This is a genomic window from Rhodopirellula sp. SH410 (assembly GCF_055811895.1).
Genome location: NZ_CM147949.1, coordinates 2018389 through 2041111, shown reverse-complemented (window position 1 = coordinate 2041111; position 22723 = coordinate 2018389). Strand labels below are relative to the sequence as shown.

The following is a 22723-nucleotide window of genomic DNA, read 5'->3' as shown; positions in this document are numbered from 1 at the left end:
TCTCACAGAGACGTGGCGTTTAGTCGCCGATGTGTAGCATCCGCGACTCGATTGGCCCCGATCCGTGGCCATATTGCGGCGCAAATCGGATGGCGTGGTTGACCGCTGCGATGCCGAACTCGACAGCGGCACGCATCCTGATTTCCATGGGCTCGGTCGGTGGCGTCAATGCTAACTGCGCCGTGATCGTCGCCGACAGCGAACATCCTGCGCCATGGGTATGCTTGGTCGCATGCCGCTCGAGCGCGATCGTCAGGAGCTCTGTCGAATTGATGAAGGCGTGCATTTGCTCGCCTTCGAATTCCCCCGCTTTGAGCAACACCATCGCAGGCCCGAGATCGCGTAAATCCTCGGTTGCCCGCATCAGGTCATCGATTTCATTGCGGATCTCTCGTTCGAGCAAACACTCCGCTTCGAAACGATTGGGTGTGAGCAAGGTTGCCCGAGGCAGCATGACTTCTCGATAGGCTTGGATCGCCGCATCGTCGATCAACTTCACCCCATGCTTGCTAATCATCACCGGATCCACCACGACGGGACAGTCTGTGTTAGCTAGCCTGGCAGCGATCTCGGCGATGATGGACGCGCTGCCCAATGCGCCGGTCTTGATCGCCCGCGGGGGTATATCACCAACCACAGCGTCGAACTGCTCGTTGATGAGATCGGCCGATAACAGTTCGACACGGTCCACACCGAGCGTGTTTTGGACCGTGATGAGGGTCACCACGGACATCCCGTAAACGCCATTCTGTTGAAAGGCTTTTAAGTCGGCTTGCAAGCCCGCTCCGCCACTCGGGTCCGATCCGGCAATGGTAAGCGCGACCGCTTTGGAAGCGATCGAAACGGCGCGATCTGGATTTTGACTCATCAGGCGGCTGCTTGTTCGGCGGTCGTGACGGGGAACCGGATGACGAACGCGGTACCGCGTCCAAGCGAACTTTCCACCCGGACTCGACCACCGTGCTCGTCGATGATCTCCTTGCACGCGGCCAGCCCCAATCCCGTGCCTCCCTTACCCGTTTCGTCCGGACCAGCCTTCGTCGAGAAAAACGGATCAAAGATACGCGGCAGGACCTCGTCGGGAATGCCGCCGCCGGTATCACGAACCGTCAGTTCGACCTGTGCCGGTGCCGCATGCGGTGACGCCGCAGAGGTGTCGGCGGTGACCCGAATCAGCAGCGTGCCGCCCTCGCCCATCGCCTGACGCGCGTTGGTCATCAGATTCAACAACAGGCGCTGGATCTGATTGCCGCTGGCGGAGATCGGCGGCAGGTGCTCGGCCAAATCCAACTCGACGCTGATGCGATATTTTTGCATCTCACGCTGCATCAACACAAGCGTATCACGGATCAGGGCCACCAAATCGGTCGGCTCTTTGGCGTCGCTGCGGTTGCGAGCCTGAGCCAAAATCGTGTTGGTAATGATTGCGGCGCGCTCGGATGCCTCCAGAATTTTGGTGAGGGCTTTGTCGCGACTGGCGGCGTCCTGGTTTCGCAATCCCAGTTTGGCGTAATTGATCACCGTCATCAGCATGTTGTTGAATTCGTGAGTCGCCGTGCCGGTCAACTCACCGAGCGACGCGAGACTCTGCAGGTGCCGGATCTGCGCTTTCATGGCGAGCAACTCCGCTTGGGGATCGACGGTGGCGTCCGCCCCTGGCGAAGCCGCTGAGCGTACGACCGCGGGGGCGTGCTGGGAGCGATGGGAGTGCGCGGGTGCAGAGTTTGGCATGATGATGCGATGGACGTTTGAGGAGCGGCGGGTGCGGCGAGGAACGAGAACAGCGTTAGCTGCTCCACGTTGGATCTATCGGCGTAAGCGTTATGTTTGATAAATCCGGTCTCAACGACCGGTAAAACTTACCGTACGCCTGTGAATTGCCCGTTCCCGCCGCACCGCCAGGGTCCCCGATGCGCAACGACTCGCTCACCACATCCCATCCCGCTGACGAGAACGTCCTGCAGCGACTCGGCCGGATGGCCAAAATTGCGCGCAATCATGGATTCGAAATCCGTGGAGAACCACTCGGCGGCGCCGGAAGTACGTGGTGCGAGATTCGCGGTCGGCGAATTTTATTCCTCGACGTGTCGCAACCTGCGGCCGAGCAAGCCCTTGCGATTGCCGAAATCCTCGAGGAAACCGCCCATGTCCGCCCGCATGCTCCCCTGGCGGCCCGCGCGGCGTAACCAGAAGGGTGGTTCGCCTCGGGCGGGAGAATCCTACGAGCGTTCGCCCCCCCCCGCTCGCCCCTCGGGGCCTTGGAGACTACGTTTTGTTCCTGGACCTGGACGATCTGCTGCCGCGGCTCGGGCCCTGAGCAACGCAGCGAAAAGCAGTCAACGCGATGCATGAAAAATGGACCGAATCACGAATGATCCAATCGCCTCATCGGCGGTGTCCACATGAGACGTACTGAGGCAGAACCAGGCAGCTGGCGGGTGGTGCGTGAGCATTTCCTCGCTGCATTGCCTCCCGATGCGGCAACTTCGGTCGGCGTCGTGGTGGGGTGCAGTGGCGGGGCCGATAGCGTCGCGTTGACGCTGCTGATGGTGGAGCACTTTCGCGTTTCGCAGACCGCCAGCCACCGCGCACCTCCGCCCCCTCGGATCGCCCATTTCAATCATCGCCTGCGCGGCGACCAGTCGGAGGAGGACGAGCAGTTTGTTCGTGACTTGGCAATCTCTCTGGACGTCGCCGTTGACGTCGGGCACGCATCGCCTGTCGCCGAGATCGACTCGGAAGCGACTCTGCGGCAGGACCGACGCCAGTTTTTCCACGATGTCGCCGCTCGCAGCGGTTGTCGCTATATCGCTTTGGCCCACACCGCGGACGATCAAGCCGAAACGGTTGTGCACCATCTATTGCGTGGCACCGGTACGCAGGGGATGGCGGGCATGCGTCGGGCCAGTTCGCTCGGCAGTGACTTCGTGATCCTACGCCCATTGCTGCACACCCGGCGGGATGCGATTCGGCAATCGCTCCAGGACCGCAGCCAAGGATGGCGTGAGGACGCCAGCAACCTGTCGACGCGGTACACCCGAAATTGGATCCGGCACGATGTACTGCCGCTCATTCGCAAGCGTTTCCCCAACGCTGATGAAGCACTCGCGCGGGCGGCAGACAATCAAAATCAGTTCAGTGAAATGTTGACACGATTGGCGGTGCAGTGGATCGACGCCTTTGTCGAACCAGCTGACGCGAGGCAACCAGCGACGTTGAATATTCGTCGCCCGGGGACCCGACACGCACTGGATACTCAGCGGGCTTGGCCACATGGTGCTGATCTCGCCAACGAGCAGAGCTTGATCATAGCTGCCTGCCAAATCGCCTTTGACACCGTCGGCTGGCCCCGCCGGGACATGAACCGTCACCATTGGGAACGACTTGCTCGGGCGATTGCCCAGCCCGCTGCCCGCTCGGCCAACGCTGCCGGGGGTGCGACGGCGGCGGGGGATACCACTGCGCCAACGGCTCCACACGCTGCGGTATCCTTAGGCCATTGGCCGGGGCACATCGAAGGTTTTCAGACGCCGGGCAGTGTGGTTCTACGAATGGCATCGCGGGACCGAAGTCTTCAGGCGATGTCCGTTTGAGGGGCGTCCAACGCGGGGCGGGTGGGTCGACGAAACGGGTTGTCCAGCGTACATTTTTGCGTGTTCCATGGCCTCCTGGTCTCCCACGCACGCCTGCGATCGAACCGTCCACAAACCCCTCCCTGAAAAATTGACTCATGGCTGACTTTTTAGAACCCGGCACAAAATCGCCCGCGTTCACGCTACAGGATCAGGATGGAAACACGGTCAAACTGAGCGAGCTGGCTGGCAACCCCGTGGTGTTGTATTTCTATCCACGCGACAACACGCCCGGATGCACCAAGGAAGCCTGTGCCTTTCGAGATCGCTACGCCGAACTCCAGGCGGCCGGCGCCCAGTTGTTTGGGATCAGCACGGATACTGCCGAGAGTCACGTCAAGTTCCGTGACCAGTTCGATTTGCCGTTCCCGTTGTTGGTGGATACCGACCATGCGATGAGCGAAAAATACGGGGCATGGCGAGAGAAGAACAACTACGGCAAGAAATCGATGGGGATGCAACGCTGCACCTATGTGCTCGATGCCGAGGGAAAAGTGGTCAAAGTCTTCAAGCGTGTGCGGGTTGACGGTCACGATCAACAGGTCCTCGATATTTTGACGAAAATGGGATCCCAGCCGTGACGAACGCCCCGAAATTTTGCATTGGCATCGACCTGGGCACGACCAACAGCGTCGTTGCATACACGCCCGCACAGCCCACCGGTCCGGAGCAGTCCGGCGGCGCAGCGCGACGTGACGAGACGCCGGAGATCGAGTTACTACCGATCCCACAAATCGTCGGCCCGGGGCAAACTGAGTCATTGCTCTCGTTACCTTCGTTTCTGTACTTGCCGCGTGAGGGCGAAATCGAGGCGTTGCAAATGGATGCCTCGACGCTGCCCGGTGGCGGGTCAGCGGCAGCCTTTCCCGATGCGTCCGATGGCGTTGCCGGCGTGTACGCACGTCAGCAATCAGCGGACAACCCACAGCGGGTTGTTGTCGCGGCCAAAAGTTGGCTCTGCCATGCCGGGGCCGGCCGTACCGACGCGGTGCTGCCGTGGCAATCACCTGCGGAAGTTCCCAAGGTATCGGCGTTCGACTGCACGCGGCAGTATTTGCAACATTTAATCGCGGCGTGGCATGCCGCATTCCCGGACGCGCCAATTGACCAACAACAGGTGGTGTTGACGGTACCCGCATCGTTCGACCCGGCCGCTCGGGATCTCACCCGCCAAGCAGCAATCGAAGCTGGGTTGAGCGATCAATTCGTGCTGCTCGAAGAACCACAGGCCGCCGTCTATCGCTATCTCGCATCGACGGGCGGTTCATGGCGAGAGTCAATGAAGCCCCACGACACCTTGTTGGTGGTCGACGTCGGTGGCGGGACAACGGATTTGACCTTGGTTGGTGTGGCCGAAGAGGACGGCGATCTGGTGCTCCGCCGGCAAGCGGTAGGACGTCACCTGCTCGTCGGTGGTGACAACATGGACTTGGCTCTCGCGTATCTCGCATCGGAAAAGTTTCGTGCCCTGGGCCATGATCTCGACCCCTGGCAGAGCACGTCGCTTTGGCATGCCTGCCGCGATGCGAAAGAGCGATTGATGGCGAGCGACGGGCCTGCCGAACACTCCATCTCGGTGCTCGGCCGCGGTAGCTCACTGATTGGCGGCACGATCACGGTCACGATTTCAAAAGCCGAAGCGGCGGAGACCTTAGTCGAGGGCTTCTTCCCTCAGTGCGGCGCCGATGCCCGACCGCTGGCCAGCGTGCAGAGTGGGTTCCAAGACATCGGGTTGCCCTATGAATCCGACCCAGCAATCACCCAACAAGTGGCAGCGTTTTTGGCTGACCACCTGAACGTCGATACCGCTGCGGGCTCGGTAACAGAGTTACTGCTCAACGGCGGCGTGTTTCGCAGCGATTCCATTCGCGAGCGACTGCAGTCGACGGTCGCGAGTTGGTTCGACCAATCGCCAACAACGCTCAGCGGGGTCGCAGACCTCGATCATGCGGTCGCGATCGGCGCCGCGTTCTACGGCTGGACCAAGCTCTCCGGCGGCATCCGCATTCGGGGCGGCACGGCGAAGTCATACTACATTGGCATCGAAACCGCGGGTCTGGCGATCCCCGGGGCCCCTCGCCCCCTGCGGGCTGTGTGCGTCGCCCCACAGGGCATGGAGGAGGGCAGTGAGGCAGATGTGCCCGGAGAGGAAGTCGGCGTGGTCGTCGGCACGCCCGCCCAGTTCCGTTTCTTTTCATCGACAGTGCGGTCTAGTGACGCACCCGGGACGCGACTGGATCGCTGGACCCCTGAGGAGCTGCAGGAAGGCGAGCCGATCGAATTGACGCTCGAGGACGAACCCGCCGACGCCGCGCCGCAGGCTGTGACGCAGCGGGCGTTTGTGCCCGTTCGATTCCAATCGCGGGTCACCGAACTCGGGATGTTTGAACTATGGTGTCACAGCAGCCAATCAGATCGACATTGGAAGCTGGAGTTCAATGCCCGGGAAGGCTGAACTTTTTTGAGAGAACGTGTTAAAATGCGTGCGAACACATTACTTACGAAGGCGACGTATGCTGACCAAACAAAAAAAACTCATTCTTTCCTCGACTCAACGCGACATGATGCGGGCGGCGGGCAAAGTCAACGGCGAACTGATGGATTTCATTCGCCCGCACGTCCAAGCGGGCATCACGACGCTTGATATCGACAAGCTCGTCCATGACTGGACGTACGAGCGTGGCCACAAGGCTGCCACACTGGGGTACCAAAAGTTCCCCAATTGCTGCTGCACGAGTGTCAATGAGGTGATCTGCCATGGCATCCCCGACAACTATGTGCTGCGTGAAGGGGATATCGTCAACGTTGACATCACCACCATCGTCAATGGCTGGCACGGTGATCAAAGTGAGACGTTTATTCTGGGCCAAACGACCGAAGAACGCCGCGCAATCGTGCAGTGTGCATTCGACTGCATGCATTTGGCCATCGATGCGCTCACCCCGGGATGCCGGGTCGCGACCATTGGCGAGAGTGTGGTTCCCGAAGCGGAGGGCAGAGGATTTTCGGTGGTCCGCGAGTACGTCGGCCACGGGCTGGGACGCCAATTTCACCTCGATCCCTCGATCCCTCATTTTCCGAATAAGCAAAGCCGGGTGGATCGGTTGTTCCCAGGCATGTGCTTCACTGTCGAACCAATGATCAATGCGGGCACCCGATATGCCAAGACCGACAAGGGCGATGGCTGGACGGTGCGAACCAAAGATGGACGCCCCTCAGCCCAGTTTGAACACTCGATCTTGATGACAGAAACCGGGCCCGAGATCCTCACGCTAACGAAAAATGGCCCCCAAAAGGGACATCAGTTCTAAGCCCAGTCGGCAACGCTCTGATGAGCTTTGGAGCCTGCTGCCTGAGGATCGTTCCCAATATCCACGACCACCAGTCCGCATCCTCAGCGGTGACCCCAAGTAGTTTCCTGACACGCTCCCCCACCGGCGAACGCTGATGCTGCCACGTAATCTCACGATCATTTGCATCACGTTTGTCGCTTCGGTGGCATGCCACACGTTGCAACAGCGCACCAAGACGGCACTGGTGATCGGCGAAGCTCTATCGCTGATTGACCGCTACTACGTTGAATCGGTTGACGATCGGGAATTGGTCTTGGCGGCCCTGTCGGGGATGACGTCGAAACTCGATCAACATAGCGAATTCATCCCGCCGGTGGCCTATGATGCCTTTCGCGACAGCATTCATCAAGAGTTTGCGGGCATCGGCATTTATGTCGACCAACCCGATCCGCAAGGCCCCGTGCGAGTGATCACTCCGCTGGTCGGTTCACCGGCGCTTGCCGCGGGCGTGCTGCCGGGCGATGAGATTATCAAAGTGAATGGCGAAGGTGTTACGACGCTGGACATCCGCGAGGTCAGCGACCAATTGCGTGGCCCGGTCGGGACCGAGGTGGCGTTGACACTGCGGCGCGGTGAGGAAGAGATTGAAACGAAAATCGTTCGCGCCTCCATTCAAATGGAATCCGTTATCGGCGACCATCGCGACGAGAACAACGCCTGGGTGTACCGTCTCGAGGAAAATCCACGGGTTGCCTACGTTCGGCTGACAAGCTTTGGCGATCGAACGGTGGGCGATCTCGAAGTGATTTTGAAGGAGCTCGACAACGACTTCGATGCGCTCGTACTGGACCTGCGTGGCAACGGAGGGGGGCTGCTCCATGCCGCCGTCACGGTCGCTGACATGTTTTTGGAGACTGGAAAAATCGTCTCGACGAAGACTCGTGGCGGCGTGTTGGAAGAGGTCAACGTGGCGACCAGCGGCACGCTCGTCGACCAAGACATACCGATGGCGATTTTGATTGACCATGATTCGGCCAGCGCTAGCGAGATCGTCGCGGCGGCCCTGCAGGATCACGGCCGGGCAATCGTGGGCGGTACCCGCAGTTTCGGCAAAGGCACGGTGCAGAACATCTTGCCCTTGGAGTACGGCCGTAGCGCATTGAAATTGACCGTTGCCAAGTATTTTCGACCGAGCGACCAAAATATCCACCGCGGCAAAAATGACGAGGAAGATGACGTGTGGGGTGTGACGCCCGATTCGGGTTTAACCGTCGAGATGGAACCCGAGAATCTGCAGCGTTTAATGCTCCTCTGGCAAGCAGCATCCTACCCTTCGCTCAGAGGGATCGATCGCGGACACCTCTTCTCCCGCTCCACCGAGGATCCCAGCCAGACGCCTCCCGCGGCCGAAGAACCGCTCTCAATCGACACCGTTTGGGGACTCGACAAGCCGCTCGTCGGGGTGGTCGAGCGAATGCTATCGGCCCCGCGCGACGACGAAACGCCCGCTCCGGCGGAAACGCCCGCTCCGGCGGAAACGATCGCTCCGGCGGAAACGATCGATCAAGTGCCGTCCGAAACCGCTGGGCAGTGAACTGCGAACGGTGAACTGCGAACGGTGAACTGGAGTGAGAGTTGGCGGCTGGGGTGACTTTCTCCGGCTTTACGGCCATGGCAAGCATCCGCTAGGATCAGAGGCAACGAACAACCCACTGAGTTGTCACGTACGAATTTCGGGATAGTGGATCTTGCGAGAGGTTCATCTGCGGAGGGGTTTCCTCACAAACTCCACGACACTCAGCCCAACGATTCAGCTGTGACAAAGCACCCCCCTTTCACCATGGTTCTGTTATGAAATCGATCGTTTACGCTGTTGCCGGGATTGCCGCCCTGGGCATCATGATCGCCCTGATTGTGGCACCGAGCGGAACACCGGAAGCTCCGGCTCCCTCGGCGACTGCGGCCTCGGCGACTGCGGTTTCGGCCTCCCCAGCGGTGCTTGCCGAAGCGGGCACGCTGACTCTTGAGGTGCCCAGCATGCATTGCCAATTCGCCTGCTATCCCCGCGTCAAGGAAACCTTGGAAAGCAGTGATGGGGTCAGCGAAGTGACACTCATCGAACAACCCGATCCCGAAACGCTGACCGTCAAAAAGGTCATCGTTCAATACGATGCCGGTTTTGACATCGACAAGGCACTCGCCAGCTTGAAAGAAGAAGGCTTCAGCGACGCCACCCGCGTTCAGTAGTTTGCGAGATCCCCGCGGTGTTCTGCTAGTCGGCCATGGTACGCGAGACGCGGCGGGTACCGCTGAATTCTTTCAGCTCAGCGATCGTTTGGGCGTGCTCTTGGGTCATGACACGGTCGTGCGCCCGTGCCTGCTGGAGTTCCAACAGCCCACGATTTCTCAAGCATGGAAATCGTTGATTGAGCAGGGTGCTCGGTGCGTCACCGTGGCCCCGCTCCTGCTCTTCTCGGCTGGTCACGCCAAAGGCGACATCCCTGCGGAAGTCGCTGCCGCCGAAGCTGCGATGCCCAGCAGGACTCCGGTGCCGGTGAGTTATGCGCGACCGATCACTCGCCAAACCGCGATGATCGATGCCGTTCGCGCCCGGCTGCATGAGACACTCGGCAGGTCTCCCGACGCAGCCGCCGCCATCGAGCGAACGGCGATTGTGATGGTCGGTCGTGGCAGTCGTGATGTCTGCGCCAGTTCAGACATGCGAGTGCTCAGTGAAGTCGCCGTCCGTGGTCGTGATGCCGCATCGCATCTTTCGCTCGCCAATGAATTTGTCATCCCAGCGGGCGGAGTCTTCACGACCTTTTACGCGATGGCCGAGCCACGCTTGCCCGACACGCTCCGCGCGGTCGCCGAGTCGGGACGATTCGACAGAATTGTTGTGCAACCTCATCTGCTCTTTGCCGGCCGGCTGCATGAGGCGATCACCGAACAAACCAATCGCATCGCCGACCTCAACGGAAAAATTCGGTTTGATGTCTCACCCTACCTCGGTCCGAGTGAGCTGGTCGCGACGGCGATCGCCGCACGGATTCACGAGACTCGCTGAACACACAGCGACGAGTTGAGCCACATCCACCCAGACGGACTGAGCCGTCGAGCGACAATGAGAATCAGCCCCTCTTGACGCTCGGCACGGTGCTGCCACGATATTGGAATGATGACCACTTACCTCCCCGCAAAATGATGAAACCTCATGCTACGTCGCGCAAAAATCACGATTATCGGAGCCGGAAATGTCGGTGCCACGTGTGCCCACTGGTGCGCAGCCGCTGAACTCGGCGATGTCTACCTACTCGATATCCCTCAAACCGAAGACATGCCGCGTGGCAAGGCGCTCGATTTGATGCAGGCGTCGCCCATCATGGGCTTTGATTCGAATATCGTCGGAACCACCGACTATGCCGACACCGCGGGCAGCGACGTGATCGTTGTCACCGCTGGCATCCCACGCAAACCCGGGATGAGCCGCGACGATCTGTTGGCGACCAATGCGAAAATCGTCACCAGCGTTGCTGAGCAGATCAAAGCCACCAGTCCCGAAGCCGTGGTCATCGTGGTCAGCAATCCGCTCGACGCGATGGTCCAACAGATGTGGAAAGTAACCGGGTTCGATCACGCCCGCGTGATCGGTCAAGCCGGCGTGCTCGACACCGCTCGCTACCGCACGTTCCTGGCCATGGAACTCGGCGTGAGTGTCGAAGACATCAGCGCCCTGCTGATGGGCGGTCACGGCGACACCATGGTGCCGATCCCAAGCTGCACGAGCGTGGGCGGCATCCCCGTCACGCAACTGATCGATTCGGCGCGACTCGATGAGATTGTCGACCGCACCCGCAAGGGCGGCGCCGAGATCGTCTCGTTGCTCAAGACGGGTAGCGCCTACTACGCACCTGCCGCGGCGTGCACGCAAATGGTCGAAGCGGTCGTCAAAGATAAGAAACGCGTCATCCCCGTCGCAGCTTACTGCGATTCGCAGTACGGCGTCGGCGGCTACTACGTCGGCGTGCCTGTCGTGATGGGCAGCGGCGGCGTCGAGAAGATCATCGAACTCGATCTCACCGACACCGAAACGGCTGCTTTCCAAAATAGCGTCAACGCCGTCAAGTCGCTCGTCGCTACCATGGACGAACTGCTCTCGGCCTAACAGGCGATTGATGCCGTCGAAGTTCAACCGGTAATCGTGAGCCGAATGCCGTCAGGCATCGGGTCACGCGAGCCACCCGGCCGCTCACGCGAGCCACCCGGCCGCTCACGCGACTCGGCTCATGACATCAATACGCCGCGAGCCCTTGGCTACCGTGGAAGATCCTCATGCGGCAGGATCTTCCAAACCGACGATGCCGGAACTTTCAGCCGGCTGCCAAGACATGAGCAAACGACCTCAGGGTAGAATCTGACAACAAGATCCTTGTTGAAGATCCTACCCTGCAGGCCCGCCATGATCGCTCCCGTCGTCGTACCAGTATCTACACTGCTCCTGGTATTTGCCTCGCTCCTGTCTTCGCCCATCGCGGCGGCTGAGCGTACAGCGTCTCACGCTGACGAGGGCGCGGCCGAACCGAATTCTCCACCGAGTTGGTATGGCGAGGGTGTGCGTCCTACCGAGGCGCGCACGCCTAGCGAGGAACAGGCTGGGTTTCACCTGCCCGAGGGCTACGAAATCCGGTTGTTCGCTGCCGAACCCGAAATCGCCAAGCCCATGAACATGGCTTTTGATGGTCGAGGTCGAATGTGGGTGACCAGTAGCCTGGAGTATCCCTACCAAGCGAGCGACGGGAAAACGCCTAGCGATTCCGTCCGTATCCTCGCAGACACCGATGGGGATGGTCGCTCAGATCGCTCGATCCTGTTTGCGGACGGACTGAATATTCCGATCGGCGTGCTGCCCTACGGCGATGGTTGCCTCTGCTATAGCATCCCGAATATCTACTACCTTCGCGACACGGACGGGGACGATGTCTGCGATCAGCGTGACATTGTCCTCGGGCCCTTTGATACCACGCGTGATACCCACGGCATGATCAATTCCATGCGGCTCGGTGACGACGGTTGGGTTTACGCGAACCACGGTTTTAATAACCAGTCAACCGTCGCGGGCTCCGATGGCCACGAGATTGTCATGCATTCGGGCAACACGTTTCGGTTTCGCCCCGATGGCTCGCGGGTCGAGCATGTGACCTGGGGGCAGGTGAATCCGTTTGGCAGGGCGAGCGACGACTGGGGGAATGATTTCACGGCGGATTGCCATAGCAAACCGATCAGTCAAATGGTCCGCGACGGTTACTACCCGAGTTTCGGGAAACCCCACGACGGCTTGGGTATGGTGCCGCCGATGATGGATCACTTCCATGGCAGCACCGCGATTTCCGGATTGGTGTTCCTCTCCAAAACACTGGGGAGGCCTGCTCTGGCCGACCAGATGCTCAGCGGGAATGTGATGACATCGCGGATCAATCGCAACGCGGTTGCCTACCACGGGGCGACTGCGGTGGCCGGCGAATTGCCCGATTTTCTCACCAGTGACGATCCTTGGTTTCGCCCCGTCGATATCCGCCTCGGACCGGATGGGCATCTCTACGTCGCCGATTTTTACAACCGGATCATCGGACATTACGAAGTCCCTCTCGAGCACCCTGGACGCGATCGATTCCGAGGACGCATCTGGCAAATTCGTTCGCAGCGATTGCCCGACGAAGTCTCGGCAACTCCTCCCGCCGTCGAAGATTTTGCCCGCTCGTGGAACACGCCCAATCCGACGGTTCGCGGCCTCGCGTTGCAATACGCCGTCGAGCACCCATCGGAGTCCCTCGACGATGAGGCGCGAGAGCTCGTACGCACCCCGAGCGAAGAGAATCAGGCTGCTCGCATCACGGCAACTTGGTATCTGCAGCAACGTGCGTTGCTCGATATCGAATTGCTCAAACAGTTAATGAGCGATCCTGCGGCGAGAGTACGCACCCACGCCTGCCGAGCGATGTCCGCCTCGCTCAGCGGCGAAACGCTCGATGCGGGGCGACTCGATGTCGCATCCATCGTTGACCTCGCCATCACACGACTTCGCGACGACAGTGCCCACGTGCGATGCGCCGCCGCTGAGACGCTCGGCGGCAGCAAAAGCACGCGAGCGATTGTCCCGCTGCTGGAGGCTCTCGCCACCGTCGCGCCCAACGATCCCATCCAACGGCAAACGATTCGCATTGCCCTCCGAAACATCGCGCGCTCACAAAACGATTTCGATTCGTCGCTGCAAGGCCTGACCGAATCGATGCCGGAGCAACCAAGACGGGCGTTCGCTGAAATCATGCAGGCGGTCACCACGCCGGTGGCGGCTGATTTTTTGATGGCGTACCTCGCGAGAGACCAGGCGTCATCGGCGGAATCGGCGGAACTCATGCAGCATATCATCGAGCAGGCATCCCACGAGCGGATCAACGTTGTGATTGATCTAGCAAAACAAATCGCTGCTGACCAACCCCTCACTCAACAGCGATTCGTCGACACGCTCGTTGATACGCTTGGCAAACGAGGTAAACCGGTACCTCCCCACTTAAGAGCGTGGTTGGACGAACTGATCCAGATCGATCTCGATCATGTCACATCCAGACTAGACGATGGACAACCGCTGGCCATCAGCTGGCATGACGAACACGGTAATCGATGGCCGACGCAAAATCGCCCCAGCGATGAGACGGGCCAGCCACTTGATTTGCTAAGTTCGTTTCCACTGGGTGAAACGTATACGGGACAACTGACAAGCAGCCCGTTCGTGTGCCCCGAGCGAATCTCCTTTCGCATCGCAGGGCACAACCGACGCCCCGATCTCGACGACAGCCATCTCAATCGCATCGAACTGGTTGACGTAACGACGGGCCAGATTTTGCAAACGGCATTCCCTCCACGCCGCGATGCCGCGGTTGCTGTCCATTGGAACTGCCAAACCAGCCAGGGAACTCCGGTCGTGCTTCGCTGTACCGATGGCGATGCTGAAGCAGCCTATGCGTGGATCGCATGCGGCGCCTTCGAACCCGCTTGGCTGTCGGAGACCGACGATTCGGTGGAGCGAATCCTCGCGACGCTCACTCGATATCGGATGATCGATCGCCGCGCCGATCTGCTTGAGTTGCTCTCCCTGCTGCCCCAGGATCGACACAACCGCACAAGGATTGCCGCGGTCATTGCCGAACTCGATGAGTCTCGCCCCTTGGCGAGACTCCTGACGCGAGCGACTGAACTGGCCATCCATGCCCCATTGATCGATGGCTGGATTTCTCTCGCTGCCCAAGGCGAAACGATCGACGAACTCGAACAGACATCGAAACTCGCAAAACTCCTCACCACCGCTCAACAATCACAGTTAGCGATTTCACTGGCGAGCGAAACACAGACGGTTCCGGTTTTGATCAAAATGATCGAGGACGGCTCGCTCGCGCCGGATGTTTTGCTCGAGAAGACCGTTTGGGAACCCATGCAAACAGTCGCCGATGCCAGTTTGATCGCCCGTGCCGAGGTGGTCCGCTCGAAAGCGAAACCGATCGATGCGGCCGTTGAGCAATCGATGATGGACATTCGCAACCGTCTGGTGAACTTCCAAGGGGACAAGGAATTAGGGCGGACGCTATTCACCAAACATTGCGCAGTGTGCCATCAACTCGCCGGACAAGGCGATCTCGTTGGCCCTCAACTCGACGGTGTCGGCGGTCGAAGTGCGCAGCGTTTGCTCGAAGACCTCATGGTGCCTGATCGAAATGTCGACAAAGCATTCCGGACCACGACGTTCTTGACCGATGAGGGAACCGTCATCAATGGCCTGGTGCGAGACGAGAACGAAGTCCGTGTATTGGTTGTTGCGCCAGATGGAAAGGTGCAGAACCTGCCGCTCGATCAAATTGAATTGCGACGCGAAGCCGCCACATCACTCATGCCGAGTAATTTCCAGCAAACACTCGGGGATGATGCCATCGCGGAAATCGTCCAGTATCTACAGCACGCTGCTTCCCAGCGATAGGAAGTTATGTTTTGATACAACGCGGTACGCTATATGAAGCATCGTCCGCCTAAGAGTAGCCGGGTCTCGACGGGACTCGATTCAGCGTCTCACTGAGAGGCTGCTACTCATTCTATCGCTCAACAAACTGGCAGAGTTAAGTCTATATGAAAGCACTCGTCAAACGCGAACGCCAACGTGGCTTGTGGCTCGAAGACGTCCCGATGCCGGAATTCGGCATCAATGATGTTCTGATTCGAGTCGATCGGACGGGTATCTGTGGTACCGACGTCCACATCTACTCGTGGGACAGTTGGGCACAAAAGACGATCCCGGTGCCGATGGTGGTGGGGCACGAGTTTGTCGGCGAGATCGTTGACGTCGGCGCGAACGTGGTGGACTTTCGTCCTGGCGATGTCGTCAGCGGCGAGGGGCATGTGGTTTGCGGACGCTGTCGAAACTGCATGGCGGGACGCCGGCACCTGTGCGCTGACACGAAGGGCATCGGCGTGAACCGTCCCGGTGCGTTTGCCGAATACATCGCGCTCCCGATGACCAACGTTTGGCATCATGACCACGCGATTGATCGCGACATCGCCGCGATCTTTGATCCGTACGGCAACGCGGTCCACACGGCATTGACGTTTTCGATTCTGGGCGAGGACGTTCTGATCACCGGTGCCGGCCCGATCGGCTGCATGGCTGCGGCAGTCGTCCGGCACGCGGGCGCTCGCCATGTCGTTGTGACGGACGTCAATCCATGGCGTCTAGAACTCGCCACAAAGCTCGGCGCGACCCGGACGGTCGATGTCCGCAGCGAAAAACTGAGCGACGTGCAACGGGAACTCGGCATGCGTGAAGGCTTTGATGTCGGCTTGGAAATGTCCGGCAACCCCAGCGCGTTCCAAGACATGATCTCACAGATGGGCCACGGCGGCAAAATCGCGATGCTGGGAATTCCCGCCGACGAGATCGCCATCGACTGGAACACGGTCGTCTTCAATATGCTCACCCTCAAGGGCATCTACGGACGCGAGATGTACGACACGTGGTACAAGATGACGGTGATGCTGCAAAGCGGGTTGGACCTTTCTCCTATCGTCACTCACCGTTTCGACTACCACGAGTTTGAAAAAGGTTTTGAAGTGATGATGTCGGGCCGATCCGGCAAAGTAATCCTAAACTGGAACAGTTAAATGTACGGCAAATTTCAATCACACCTGGCCCATGAACTCGCCCAAATTCGTGAGGCAGGCCTCTATAAGTCTGAACGCACGATTCAGTCGCCGCAGAACATGCACATTCGTGTCGGCGATGGCAACGAAGTACTCAACCTATGTGCGAATAACTACCTCGGCTTGTCCGAGCATCCCGCCATCGCCGCCGCGGCTGCCGAAGGATTACAAAAGTGGGGCTATGGTCTGTCCTCGGTTCGATTCATCTGTGGAACCCAAGCGATCCACAAAGAACTCGAGCAGCGACTGAGTGAGTTTCTCGGCATGGACGATACGATTTTGTATACGTCCTGCTTCGATGCCAACGGTGGCTTATTCGAGACACTGCTCACCGATCAAGACGCGATTATTTCCGACGAACTCAATCACGCTTCGATTATCGACGGGGTCCGACTGTGCAAAGCCAAGCGGTTTCGCTATCGCAATAATGACTTAGCCGATCTCGAGGCGAAGTTACAGGAAGCTGGCTCGGCAAGGTTCCGCATGATCGCGACCGATGGCGTGTTCTCGATGGACGGCACGATCGCAAACTTGCCCGGCATCTGCGATCTGGCCGATCGCTATGATGCACTTGTGATGGTGGACGACTCGCATTCAGTCGGCTTCATGGGGAAAAATGGGCGGGGAACTCACGAGCACCATGATGTCATGGATCGCATCGATATCATCACCGGCACACTCGGCAAAGCGCTCGGCGGCGCCAGCGGCGGGTACACCAGTGCACGGCGGGAGATTGTTGATCTGCTGCGGCAACGCTCGCGTCCCTACCTATTTTCCAATTCCGTCGCGCCGCCGATCGTAGCCGGTTCGTTGGCTGCGATCGACCTGCTCACTCAGTCAACCGACCTGCGTGATCGCTTGGCTGAGAACACGGCGTTTTTCCGTAGCGGTCTATCCAAAGCCGGCTTTGATCTCGTTCCCGGTGAACATCCCATCGTTCCGATCATGCTCGGCGACGCGGCCTTGGCCGTCCGTATGGCCGATCGGATGCTCACCAAGGGCGTTTACGTTATCGGATTTTCCTACCCCGTCGTTCCGATGGGGAAAGCTCGGATTCGCACCCAGGTGTCCGCAGCTCATACACGAGACGATCTGAGCTTCGCGATCGAGAAGTTCAGCGAAGCGAAGCGTGAACTCGCGATGGGCTAGCCCTCCAAGACCATTCGTAAATAGCTGCGAGACTCGGCCTGGGTCAGTCCCAGCCTTGCTGCCAAACTGGTGACCCGCTGGCGTGCCTGCTCAATGTCCTCGTCGCTGGGTGCATCCGTCCTCAGCACACACTCAATCTCGGCAAACAATCCCCGGTCACCATCACGCGCCAACGCGGGGACTTCGTCGATCGTGATCGTTAGCCAGTCCTCGTCGGTACCAAGACGGTAGGTTTCCCTGCGTTTACTGACGGTGGCAACTTTACAGAATCCGAGATGGTGCAGCAATCTTTCCATCGCACATCCGTCGATGTCGCCGGGGTCGAGTCGCCATTCGAGCTCTTCACGTGCTTTGACGTCGCCCGGTAACTTCGGCCCTTTGTAGGTCACCAGTGGCAGGCCATCGATGCGCCGTACCCGCAGGGCTTCGCCGGTTTCGGCGAAGTCGCGACTGGGATGGTTGTAGTAGGTATCATCGTTTTCCTGTGTCGATACCAAAACGGTTGCCGCGGTGGCAAGTCGCTCAACCAATGCTTCACGGTCGTCTACGTGATACTTTTGTTCGATCTCAAACATGAACCTGGAACCTCGTTGGATTGATCTGCGGATGGCAACGCCGTGAACTACTTCAGCCGGCCCAGCTTAGCGGGGTTTCCTTCGCTCGTGATCCAGACTTGAGACTCCTGATTCACTGCGATCGCTTCGATCTGTCGCCAGCGTGGCATTTCGACGGCGAGGGGAACATCACGGAGCTGCTCCGGGACGCTCGCGTGGCCCCCTCGCTGGAAACAGAATGCTTGAAAATAGCTCGAAATCCAAATGTCACCCGTCGTTCGATCTCGATCCGCACCGGTGGCCATCGGCAACGCGACGGTCGCGATTTTCGTCGCGGTGACGATCCGTGGTGGCACGCCGGCCGCCGCTGACTTCTCCCGCGTAATGTCTGGTTCTATTTCGTGGCCCCATTGCTGATCGAAAACTCGGTACACACTGGCAAACGGCAAGCGACCTTTGGTCATCAACATCAGTCCCGATTCCGCCGCGTCGTACCAAACCGCTTCGCAATCAGCAGGCCCGCTAGGAAAACGCACATTGAGAGTTTGGTAGTCCGACGCGGAAAGTCGCGTGACCGCGTGCGGATCGGGCTCGTCAAAACGATACAGTGTGATGTGTTTGCGGCGGGCATCGTTGTCTCCACAATCGCCAACAATCAGCTCGCGGTAGTCCGCACCGGCCGATGTGAGGGATTCCCAGTCCAAAGCCTTCATCCCAGTGAATCGACACTCACCCGTCAGTTCGCCGGTACGATGATCAAATGCGTATAGCTTCGCTGCATTGCCCGAGTCATTGTGCGTCCAAACACAATTCGGATCCCGAGTCGAAAACACGAGCCCACTGCTCTCGATCAACTCCGTTGTCCCGGAAAGTTGGACGACATCGGTGATGGATTCGGCGCCAGACGGCTGGGCCGATGCGGGGAACGAAGCCGCCAGCTGATAGGCGATGACGAGTACAAAGACTGCGAGTCGAGTCATAGAACGATCTCGTTATTAGATAAAGGAACCTGCTGTAAACACCGTCGCAGCGATGCCGCGTTATCCGATTCACTGCCTGGACTCAGTGCTGACGTGACCGCAACACGGCCCAAACCAGCGGCGACAACCTCCTGCACATTGGCGGGTGTGATCCCACCGATCGCAAAAGCGGCGAACGTCGGATCGGCGTCGGCGACGCCCCTCAGTTCGCTGACGACCTGCTGCAAGAATCCACAGCCGGGGAACTCGGTGAACGTCTTAGTGCTGCCTGGGAACACGGGACCACATCCAATGTAATCGGCGGTCGAGGACAACGCTTCGCGAACCTGATCGACATTGTGAGTTGAAAGCCCAATGAGTTTATCGGCGCCAACAATTAGGCGAACCTGTTCGACCGGCAACTCATCTTGACCAACATGCACACCGTCGGCACCTGAGGCCGCTGCGATATCGGCGCGATCGTTGATGATCCACAACACACCGAGATCGCGAGCGAGACGCGCTCCCGCAACCGCCCGCTGCCAGAGCGTGCGATCATCCACGCTGGAGTCTCGGAGCTGGATGACATCAACCCCCGCGGCAACCAAGCAGCGTATCCGGTCAAGCATTTCCGGCTCGCTGGTACCGCTGTCAATCAATGCGTACAGTCGCGCCTGCTGCAATCGATTTCTACGGTCGCTGTTTCCGAGACAGATCTGTTCCAATTGGGAGCACACGTCGTAGCAGCGATAGCGAAGCTGTTCGATCTCGGCAGCAAATGGGCTGTCGATGATTTTACCGTACTCCTCCAAGGATCTCATCGCTTGCTGAGTCCGGCTTGCCGCCGCGGCCACGATCTCCGCTACCGAGCCGCGATACTGCTCCCGTTCGGTCGATGCCGTCGTGCCGACATCGAGGGCCGAGTTCCGTGCTTGGAGCAATTCGATCCGCGGCAGGCGTTCGAGTGAGCCCGCGAAGCGGTGACGGAGCGATTTCAGCTGCTGGGTCAGCGACGTGGCATTGAGCACAAAACGCGCGGTTTCCTCCATCGAACGCAGCCCCTCGGAGGCACGATTCGCATTGGCGTCCAAAATACGCAGGATGGCCCGTCGATCGTGGTCCAAAGGTGGGCAACTCGTCATGGGTAGCGATTTCTGGCGAACGGTGGGGACGATGGGGAATCGGCACTATTGGACGCCAACCGGGAGCAAACGGAAATAGGAGGGATCCCTGTCGGCCAACGACTTCGCCGGTCGCAAGGAACGGGTGCGCACCGGCTCAGACGGACGGAACCGGCTGGCGAAAATGCAGCAATCCACGCGGCAGACTTTGATGCAAAAACCGGACGCCTGAGAGCCTTTGCTAGCAAATGGTTAAGATAGGCAGGATACGTAGGAGACGATAAAAGCCATACGGTGCCATCAAGCGGCTATTTCGGCTCCCTTGGCAAGGGATTCCGAAAATGCCGATTCTGCAGGTTGCACGGTCTACCTGCATTTCTACAATCCTCGCCAGCGTGGATGAACAATATCGCTCACCCAATCGAGTTCTGTTTCTTGCCGAAACACCCGATCTGGAAGACGTGAACGATGGTGTTGCTCAGGCCAGAGTCATTTCCTACGTCAGCGTCGGAGTACGCAGACAGGAGCCGACTTACTGCGAAGCGATATGTTGCCCAGCTTGTCGAAGCGACGGAAGGGAATTTCCGGAGACTTCTATGGGGTGCGGCTTTACATTTTGTCCGGACAGTTCATTTCCTCTTTTCTTCGAGCCTGGTTTCGTGGGTCGCATTAGCGTTTGCTAAAACAGCCCGCATGACTTGGGAACCCAATGGCGTACGATTCGCCTAACTCGATGCCGCCGGCTTGGTGCCGCAACTGTCTTGACCTACCAACTTGCACTAGGAAGCATGGAATGTTGTCACTGTTCTTGGGTCTCACTCTCTCATTCGTTACCACCGGCTCGTCGATGCTGGAGCCTGCGAGAGAAACTCCTACACATCCGAGTGAGCAGAACTACACCTTGGCATATAAGAAGTCGGTCGAGGAAAACAAGCCGTTGATGGTTGTCGTCAGTGCCCCGTATTGCCCGGCATGCCAAGTCCTCAAAAAAACGACGATCGCGGACATGACTCGGTCGGGCGAACTGGACAACGTGAGCGTTGCCATCGTCGATCGTGATGCCGAGCCGGAACTGGCCGCGCAATTGATGGAGGGTCAAAACCTGATCCCTCAAATCATCATGTTCAGTAAAACAGAAGACGGGCACTGGAAGCGACGACGCCTGATGGGCTTTCAGCCCGTCCAGCCTGTCCGCAACCTCTTGCAGAAAGTCCGCGAGGGACTCGGTCGCGGCTAAAACTCGCCCCGCATCGCCCTCTATCTTGTCGCTACCGTCGCCAGACGGTGGCGGGACCTGCGGCATTCGCAGCCAACCCAGCCACGCTCGGGCGAGCGTAGCGACCAGGCACTTTCGATCTCCGGCCGCAGTGGGATTATTCCCGCGGCCGTTCGCCCTGCGTGAGCGACTCCGCGATCGCATGGTATCCCGCGGGGTTGAGGTGTCCGTTGCCGATCACCCCATTTTGAAAACCGTGCGGGAATGCACCTTCAACGGCTAGCTGCCGTAGCCCGTCGCGGCAGTCGACGACGCGAACTCCGTGTTGTCGAAGCTCTTCGGCGAGCGACACAAAGGCAGGGTCCTGTGGATCATCCCATCGGAGCTCGCCCCCCATGATCCGCGGCACACTCGGAGCGTAGAGCACCGTGACGGGACGGTTCGTTGACTCAACCAGCCTAGCGGCGATGTCGGCTGCGGGCAGATTCATGGGGGCGACCGACTTGTGTGACCGCGTTTCAACGTCATTGGTGACTGGGCCGACGCCGAAACGAAGTCGCCGCAGTTCGACCGAATCGCCCTGAAAGATCAGGCCTCGTGCCGCGTGAATCACAAAATCGGGGATGAAATCAATCACCCCGCTGCCGTGACGTGACCGCGTTCCAGCCAAGGAATCCGAAGCAGGATGAGCGAGCGGGGTGAGATCATCCAGTTCGCACACCAGCAGCACATGCTCGGTGACGCCGAGCTGTTCTTCCGCGGCGGCAAATCCCCGCGTCCAATTCGCCGCATTCTCGCCGCTATGGGCCATGGGCAAGACCTCGCTCGATTCAGTCTCATCCTCCAGCCTAAGGCGAGTTTGCAGCACCCGCCATAGTTTGTCCTGGTCCGCAACGCACACACCTTCAGCTTGCGAATCGCCCCACAGGGCCACCACTCGCGCGGCCGATCGTTCGGGAAGAGTTTTTCGCCCGGGCATTCCATACGGTCCGAATGCGGTCGTCGCATACCCCTCGCTCCGCCATCGATACTTCGTCCCAACAGGATAAACCAAGCCTTGGCAGACCGGATCGTAGACCTTCGAGTGATAGCTGCGAACGAAAAGCGGCGAGGTCAGCCACACGAGCATCGTCCCGGCGACGAATCCGGCGACCCAAAGTCTGATCATGGTTGAACCGAAAGAGTGATCTGGTGCGTGGATCCCACCGATCGCAGACACTGCTCCAAATCGCAAGCCTGAGCGGCAGCCGAGCACGTCATATCGTAGTCGCACGGTTCGACGTTGTCGGCGAACGGGACTGCCTTGGAAAAGATCACGTTGCCCTGACAACCAGAGCTTCCCGCAACGAGTCCCCGCCCCGTCGTCGGCGGTTCTCCCCTCGTCTCCGCATTCGAGCAACCTTTCGGCAGTTCGAAAACGGTAGCGTTGGTGTCCGCTGCTGAGACCGAGCTCGTGACCAGCACCAACACCCCGGTGGTGAACGCCCCAGATAGCAGCGGTTTGCGCAAGATATTTCTCGTGAGTTGTTTCGATTTCGGAACGGGTTCAGGGGACGACA

Annotated in this window: 19 protein-coding genes; 13 read left to right on the top strand and 6 right to left on the bottom strand. The window is 59.1% G+C overall.

The window, feature by feature from the left end; translation table 11 throughout:
• Positions 1 to 19 precede the first annotated feature (19 nt).
• Together thiD and SH410x_RS07680 are read right to left on the bottom strand one after the other, a co-directional pair.
• Positions 20 to 868 carry a bifunctional hydroxymethylpyrimidine kinase/phosphomethylpyrimidine kinase gene (gene thiD, locus SH410x_RS07685; RefSeq protein ID WP_473675907.1) on the bottom strand — a complete coding sequence of 283 codons (849 nt, stop codon included), beginning with the start codon at positions 866 to 868 and terminating at the stop codon, positions 20 to 22.
• Entirely contained in the window at positions 868 to 1731 is an 864-nt protein-coding gene (locus tag SH410x_RS07680; RefSeq protein WP_473675906.1) for a sensor histidine kinase, read from the bottom strand. The genes thiD and SH410x_RS07680 overlap by 1 nt, the downstream gene beginning before the upstream one ends.
• A 179-nt stretch (positions 1732 to 1910) precedes the next feature.
• On the opposite strand from SH410x_RS07680, the gene SH410x_RS07675 reads away from it, so the two are divergent.
• The 12 genes from SH410x_RS07675 to SH410x_RS07620 all read left to right on the top strand — a co-directional run bounded on the left by SH410x_RS07675 (position 1911) and on the right by SH410x_RS07620 (position 17314).
• A complete protein-coding gene (locus tag SH410x_RS07675; protein WP_473675905.1) occupies positions 1911 to 2186 on the top strand; it encodes a hypothetical protein in 276 nt (91 codons plus the stop codon).
• 216 nt (positions 2187 to 2402) lie between these two features.
• Positions 2403 to 3593: a tRNA lysidine(34) synthetase TilS gene (gene tilS, locus SH410x_RS07670; RefSeq protein WP_473675904.1), complete on the top strand. Its 1191-nt coding sequence runs from the start codon at positions 2403 to 2405 to the stop codon at positions 3591 to 3593.
• A gap of 137 nt (positions 3594 to 3730) precedes the next feature.
• Complete coding sequence (bcp, locus tag SH410x_RS07665; RefSeq protein WP_473675903.1) at positions 3731 to 4213, top strand: thioredoxin-dependent thiol peroxidase; 483 nt, start codon at positions 3731 to 3733, stop codon at positions 4211 to 4213.
• Complete coding sequence (locus tag SH410x_RS07660; protein ID WP_473675901.1) at positions 4210 to 6087, top strand: Hsp70 family protein; 1878 nt, start codon at positions 4210 to 4212, stop codon at positions 6085 to 6087. The genes bcp and SH410x_RS07660 overlap by 4 nt, the downstream gene beginning before the upstream one ends.
• A 58-nt stretch (positions 6088 to 6145) precedes the next feature.
• Complete coding sequence (gene map, locus SH410x_RS07655) at positions 6146 to 6943, top strand: type I methionyl aminopeptidase (protein ID WP_473675900.1); 798 nt, start codon at positions 6146 to 6148, stop codon at positions 6941 to 6943.
• 136 nt (positions 6944 to 7079) lie between these two features.
• Positions 7080 to 8519 (top strand): S41 family peptidase, encoded by a 1440-nt coding sequence (locus SH410x_RS07650; protein WP_473675899.1) that lies wholly within the window; start codon positions 7080 to 7082, stop codon positions 8517 to 8519.
• A gap of 257 nt (positions 8520 to 8776) precedes the next feature.
• Positions 8777 to 9172, top strand: a complete 396-nt coding sequence (locus SH410x_RS07645) for a heavy-metal-associated domain-containing protein (protein ID WP_473675898.1) — start codon at positions 8777 to 8779, stop codon at positions 9170 to 9172.
• Between the two features lies 1 nt (position 9173).
• The gene (locus SH410x_RS07640; RefSeq protein ID WP_473675897.1) at positions 9174 to 9992 is read left to right on the top strand and encodes a sirohydrochlorin chelatase; all 819 of its coding nucleotides are present in this window, start codon (positions 9174 to 9176) and stop codon (positions 9990 to 9992) included.
• A 147-nt stretch (positions 9993 to 10139) separates the two neighbouring features.
• The gene (gene mdh / locus SH410x_RS07635) at positions 10140 to 11090 is read left to right on the top strand and encodes a malate dehydrogenase (protein WP_473675896.1); all 951 of its coding nucleotides are present in this window, start codon (positions 10140 to 10142) and stop codon (positions 11088 to 11090) included.
• A 294-nt stretch (positions 11091 to 11384) separates the two neighbouring features.
• The gene (locus SH410x_RS07630) at positions 11385 to 14951 is read left to right on the top strand and encodes a PVC-type heme-binding CxxCH protein (RefSeq protein WP_473675895.1); all 3567 of its coding nucleotides are present in this window, start codon (positions 11385 to 11387) and stop codon (positions 14949 to 14951) included.
• Positions 14952 to 15097: 146 nt separating this feature from the next.
• Positions 15098 to 16126, top strand: coding sequence for an L-threonine 3-dehydrogenase (gene tdh / locus SH410x_RS07625; protein ID WP_473675894.1), 1029 nt, complete (start codon positions 15098 to 15100; stop codon positions 16124 to 16126).
• Positions 16127 to 17314, top strand: coding sequence for a glycine C-acetyltransferase (locus SH410x_RS07620; protein ID WP_473675893.1), 1188 nt, complete (start codon positions 16127 to 16129; stop codon positions 17312 to 17314).
• Here SH410x_RS07620 and cyaB read toward each other — a convergent pair.
• From cyaB to SH410x_RS07605, 3 genes are read right to left on the bottom strand one after another with little or no spacing between them, the layout of a single operon-like run.
• A complete protein-coding gene (gene cyaB, locus SH410x_RS07615) occupies positions 17311 to 17889 on the bottom strand; it encodes a class IV adenylate cyclase (protein ID WP_473675892.1) in 579 nt (192 codons plus the stop codon). The two genes, SH410x_RS07620 and cyaB, sit on opposite strands and share 4 nt — an antisense overlap.
• 47 nt (positions 17890 to 17936) lie before the next feature.
• Positions 17937 to 18848 carry a DUF2059 domain-containing protein gene (locus tag SH410x_RS07610; protein ID WP_473675891.1) on the bottom strand — a complete coding sequence of 304 codons (912 nt, stop codon included), beginning with the start codon at positions 18846 to 18848 and terminating at the stop codon, positions 17937 to 17939.
• Positions 18845 to 19969, bottom strand: a complete 1125-nt coding sequence (locus SH410x_RS07605; RefSeq protein WP_473675890.1) for a thiamine phosphate synthase — start codon at positions 19967 to 19969, stop codon at positions 18845 to 18847. The genes SH410x_RS07610 and SH410x_RS07605 overlap by 4 nt, the downstream gene beginning before the upstream one ends.
• Positions 19970 to 20741: 772 nt before the next feature.
• Between SH410x_RS07605 and SH410x_RS07600 the strand changes: the two genes are divergently transcribed.
• Positions 20742 to 21185 (top strand): thioredoxin family protein, encoded by a 444-nt coding sequence (locus SH410x_RS07600; protein ID WP_473675889.1) that lies wholly within the window; start codon positions 20742 to 20744, stop codon positions 21183 to 21185.
• A 136-nt stretch (positions 21186 to 21321) separates the two neighbouring features.
• Here SH410x_RS07600 and SH410x_RS07595 read toward each other — a convergent pair whose 3' ends face one another.
• Positions 21322 to 22332, bottom strand: a complete 1011-nt coding sequence (locus SH410x_RS07595; protein ID WP_473675888.1) for an SGNH/GDSL hydrolase family protein — start codon at positions 22330 to 22332, stop codon at positions 21322 to 21324.
• Between the last annotated feature and the right edge of the window lie 391 nt (positions 22333 to 22723).

Excerpts from the sequence above, each read along its gene's own strand:
- thiD (WP_473675907.1), bottom strand. The coding sequence starts at position 868 with ATGAGTCAAAATCCAGATCGCGCCGTTTCGATCGCTTCCAAAGCGGTC.
- SH410x_RS07680 (WP_473675906.1), bottom strand. The coding sequence starts at position 1,731 with ATGCCAAACTCTGCACCCGCGCACTCCCATCGCTCCCAGCACGCCCCC.
- SH410x_RS07675 (WP_473675905.1), top strand. The coding sequence starts at position 1,911 with ATGCGCAACGACTCGCTCACCACATCCCATCCCGCTGACGAGAACGTC.
- tilS (WP_473675904.1), top strand. The coding sequence starts at position 2,403 with ATGAGACGTACTGAGGCAGAACCAGGCAGCTGGCGGGTGGTGCGTGAG.
- bcp (WP_473675903.1), top strand. The coding sequence starts at position 3,731 with ATGGCTGACTTTTTAGAACCCGGCACAAAATCGCCCGCGTTCACGCTA.
- map (WP_473675900.1), top strand. The coding sequence starts at position 6,146 with ATGCTGACCAAACAAAAAAAACTCATTCTTTCCTCGACTCAACGCGAC.
- SH410x_RS07650 (WP_473675899.1), top strand. The coding sequence starts at position 7,080 with ATGCTGCCACGTAATCTCACGATCATTTGCATCACGTTTGTCGCTTCG.
- SH410x_RS07645 (WP_473675898.1), top strand. The coding sequence starts at position 8,777 with ATGAAATCGATCGTTTACGCTGTTGCCGGGATTGCCGCCCTGGGCATC.
- mdh (WP_473675896.1), top strand. The coding sequence starts at position 10,140 with ATGCTACGTCGCGCAAAAATCACGATTATCGGAGCCGGAAATGTCGGT.
- SH410x_RS07630 (WP_473675895.1), top strand. The coding sequence starts at position 11,385 with ATGATCGCTCCCGTCGTCGTACCAGTATCTACACTGCTCCTGGTATTT.
- tdh (WP_473675894.1), top strand. The coding sequence starts at position 15,098 with ATGAAAGCACTCGTCAAACGCGAACGCCAACGTGGCTTGTGGCTCGAA.
- SH410x_RS07620 (WP_473675893.1), top strand. The coding sequence starts at position 16,127 with ATGTACGGCAAATTTCAATCACACCTGGCCCATGAACTCGCCCAAATT.
- cyaB (WP_473675892.1), bottom strand. The coding sequence starts at position 17,889 with ATGTTTGAGATCGAACAAAAGTATCACGTAGACGACCGTGAAGCATTG.
- SH410x_RS07610 (WP_473675891.1), bottom strand. The coding sequence starts at position 18,848 with ATGACTCGACTCGCAGTCTTTGTACTCGTCATCGCCTATCAGCTGGCG.
- SH410x_RS07605 (WP_473675890.1), bottom strand. The coding sequence starts at position 19,969 with ATGACGAGTTGCCCACCTTTGGACCACGATCGACGGGCCATCCTGCGT.
- SH410x_RS07600 (WP_473675889.1), top strand. The coding sequence starts at position 20,742 with ATGTTGTCACTGTTCTTGGGTCTCACTCTCTCATTCGTTACCACCGGC.
- SH410x_RS07595 (WP_473675888.1), bottom strand. The coding sequence starts at position 22,332 with ATGATCAGACTTTGGGTCGCCGGATTCGTCGCCGGGACGATGCTCGTG.